The organism is uncultured Gimesia sp. (assembly GCF_937919775.1).
Lineage (GTDB): Bacteria > Planctomycetota > Planctomycetia > Planctomycetales > Planctomycetaceae > Gimesia.
This window is the reverse complement of record NZ_CALFPF010000298.1, coordinates 1-3,892: the sequence shown is the minus strand read 5'-3', so window position 1 is coordinate 3,892 and position 3,892 is coordinate 1. Positions and strand designations below refer to the sequence as shown.

Genomic DNA, 3,892 nt, shown 5'->3' with positions numbered 1-3,892 from the left:
CCAGATATTCGCGGTGAATGCCCTGGATGATCTGCGGCTGAGTCAGCGAGAGCAGATCATTATTCCCGGCAATATCCATATGGTAGTCTGCGAAGCGTGTTCCCCGGTAATCAGCCTCTTTGAGCTTATGGTTCTGAATCATCGTCCCCATCGCCCCATCCAGAATCAGAATCCGTTTTTGAATGGCGTCATAGAGAGCTTCAATGCGAGCGTCGCGATCGGACATACTTATAAACCTGTACTTTTATGAAAGATATCTGCCTGTGTAGTGAATTCCGCTATTGTGATCTCTGCCTGGCCCCCGCAGACACACTCAGACGTAACAGAGACACCAGAATGGGTCACCGGGGCGCGCAGGATCAGGTTGCATTCTAGCAAATCAGTTGAAAAGCGAAACCGCAGACAAACAGCTTTATTTGGCCGATTGATTCAAATCTTTCCTCGGCTGAGCTCCAATCATGCCCACCAGCTCTTTCAGATATTCAGCAGAGGAAACACGGGCCAGTTGCTGCTCGACCCACTCGCGTCGATCGGCAATACGGAGCCGCTTCACTTCCCGCTCATAGCCGGGATATTTCGTGAACTGATCGAGATAATCGAGATGGCGCTGCAGCAGTTCGGTCTCATACGCCTGTCGGGCGGTGAGCCGTGCCTGATACCAGTCACTCTCAAGTAAAGACTCTTGCGTGAACAGAGACCGTACCTCGGAATCGTGAATGGAATGCCCCTGCCAGGTTCCGTGAGCCATGATTGAAAGAATTGCCTGTAAAGGGGGGCAGGCTTCTTCGTAGGAACCATCTTCGAAGTATTGCAAAGCCACGCGCTGCTGGGCTTCGGCGATATACTGAATCCCGTCCACAAAAGAATCAAGATCCTGCTTCTCCGGCTTGAGAATGGTCTCATCAAATACAGATGCCGGATTATCAAATACGCGACCGAAGAAGCGATTGAGAAATTTGGAGGTAATCCGATACCCCAGCCGACTTGCAGGAATCGATTCGCCATTATGTTCGAAATCAGAAATGGGTTCCAGTAAGCCATTCTTGATCAGATATTGCGGCTTTCTTTCTTCCGGCGACATGCGACACCAGATTTCAGGGATCAGCAGGCTCACGTCGTGATCCACACGTACATCAGGGCCGATGTGACCGGCGGCCGTCGAAAAGCCGGCGTAACCGGTGAGAATAAATCCGACCAGGGCACTATTCAGATCGACGGCGGGACGCAGTGCGTTAAAAGGCCCTTTGGTCAAAGCGCCTTCACTGCCGGCTCCGGTTGTGGAGGGACTCTTGCCCGTTAGAGAACAGATGAAGTCCATAAACAGTTCCGGCAGTTCCTGATAATGAATCGGAGAATACACGGCAAGACTGCGAATGCCTTTCTCACGGTCAGGCGGGTTGTTACGTCGTCCCAACATGACGGCATTCACCGGGTTGTAGACGGGCTGGTCAGCCGGAATGGCGCGGAACAGCCGTGTGGACATCTTGGCTACATACGCATTCAGCGGTTTCACCAGATCGGGACGAATCTGTAAATAGCGCGGATTTTTCGTCGGTTTGCCGTCGATCTGCCGCGGATTTGCTGAGCAGACGACATAACTGCTGTTGGACTCTTCCGCAGCATGCAGCATATTCTGCATCGGAGTGCTGAAGGCATCGAAATCGACCACGTATTTACTCATATCACGCACTTGCTGAATGGTCAGTGGTTCGAAATTCGAGATAAAATTACCGGGGCGAGAAAGATCGGCTTCAGTCTGTTTATCAAGGCCTCTTACAATCGCGTCATCGGGACGCTGAAACAGACGGTACTCGCTGTTGATGACAAACTTGCAGCTGTAACCACTCTCGCCTTCCGCCAGATGATTCAACGCACGACACGGCACAACGACCGAGGCACTGATATCGTCTTCGGTCTGAATTTTCATTGAAGCGATGAAGTCCTGACGCACTTTAAAGGTCCGCCAGCCCAACAGAGAAAACAAACCGACGCGCAAATACGTCCCCACCAGTTTTCGCTCACGGTATTTCAGCTCATGACCGTAGATGCCATTGACAATATCGACACCAAAGTGATCGGCCCAGTTCTCACCCCAGCTGGTCCAATAGATACGTTTGATAATATACACCAACGCGCGGATATGATCGGGAATCGCATTCAACCAGTCGTTGAATTCCTGAGTGTAAGTCGATGAGGGAGTCAGTAACTTGATGACACTGCCCAATGACCGATTCTGATCGAGCACACGTCGGCTCGCACGCAGTTGGGGATGCCCTTCCGGCAGTGGTTCCAGCCAGCGTGCTGAATAATCTTTTTCAATGATTTCCCGCACGTAAGCCATATCTTTTTCGTAGTTTGAAACGAACACCGGCCCGTACAACATGTAATCCAGCAGCGACTTGCTGATTTCACTTTTGCCGCCACCTGAAACGGTACACGGTTTGTGGCAAAAGACTCCCTCGCCTGAGGTGCCAATGATTCTCCAGGAGGGTGCTGCCGGATGTTTTTCCATGCGCAGTTGATAACCAGACGGGGCCATATAAACATTGCCCGGCAATAACGGAATCGACTGCTTCTTCCCTGCCCTGCTCCAGCGAATACATTGTTCAGGCAGACTGGCATATGCGTCTTCCGGAATGTAAATCAATTCGGGGTAATTCCGGTCGACTCCATAGCCGGCTTCCTGCCCGTCGATCTGGTCGCCATAATCTCGCATGACATCATCAAAGGTTCGTCCATTATAGCGGACACTGTTGACCTGAAACCCTTCGCCCAGGTTATAGCTGGGAAATGCGACGGCGCCGCCGGCATGTTCCTCTTCCGCATTGCCATACAGGTTGGCGGAATAACTGATTTGTGTCTTCACTTCCTTTTTACAATAACCAAAATAGTTATCGGCGATGAGAGTCACAATCACCCCTGCATCCGTGCGGCAGGTCATCTTGAAAGCCAGGCCGTCGTTGTACAGTTCGTCATCCGACTTCCAGCACATGCTGTCATGCCGTTGTCGTTCTGTCGCGTCGTCCCAATGCGGCAGCCCCAGCTCGTGTTTTGTCAGGGTTGTCAGGTGCGGTGCCAGAATGACCGCGCCGGTATGCCCGGTCCAGTGCATGACGTCCAGACCGGCATCATTTTCCGGCACAAACGGGTCACCGGCATTTCCAAAGATGGACTCTACAAAGTCCAGATTGCTCACCAGTGTTCCCGGAGCAAAAAATCGAACTTCCATCCGTTTTTCAGGAGTGACACCTTTGACCTCAGGACAGACAATGGGACGTAACATCAACGAAGCCCATCCCGATGCCGGCTCTGCCTGCTTTGAAGTAAAAGGAAACAGCGTCATTTCCTCAGGTGGATTCATCGCATGCAGAAACATTTTCACGAAGGTCCCACGTGGAACCGCGCGCTTATCCGCGGCAATCGGCAAGCCGCCTTCTGTGATATGAAAGGTCCCGACCGTCGTACGGCGATCGTGTTTGGGATTATGCAACACACCGTTTTTCACACGGTAGGACTGAACCAGTTCACTCGCATATTCATCATGCTCAATCGGCAGGGATAACTCTCTGGCCAGTCCGAAGCGATCGAGCACCAGCGTCCGGCCCGGTAATTTCAGTTGATCCGATCCCGTCACATCAGTGAAATGCGATTGTAAAAATTGTTCGATTCGCTGATCAGCGGGACAACGATGGTCCGACAGCAGTCGATTTTTTTGACGGTGATTGTCCAGCAGTCCTTTCGCAATATCGGCAAAGGTCCGGTCCGCGTCTGTCAATGCTGCCGGGTAACCGTTGGCCATTAACTGCAGATTCAGATAACGCAATATTTCATCACGATCCTCGTCACACGTTGCGTTACCATTTTCATCGAGTCCCAGTGCCTGACGAAACTG

General features: G+C 51.7%; 2 protein-coding genes. Both read right to left on the bottom strand.

All coding sequences use genetic code 11. The annotated features are described in order from the left end of the window. Positions 1 to 226: homocysteine S-methyltransferase family protein (locus Q0294_RS08200; protein ID WP_299463151.1), on the bottom strand; the 226-nt coding region annotated here is incomplete at its 3' end. Positions 227 to 412: 186 nt separating this feature from the next. After that, positions 413 to 3,892 (bottom strand): hypothetical protein (locus Q0294_RS08195; RefSeq protein WP_299463148.1); only part of this gene is annotated, 3,480 nt, incomplete at its 5' end.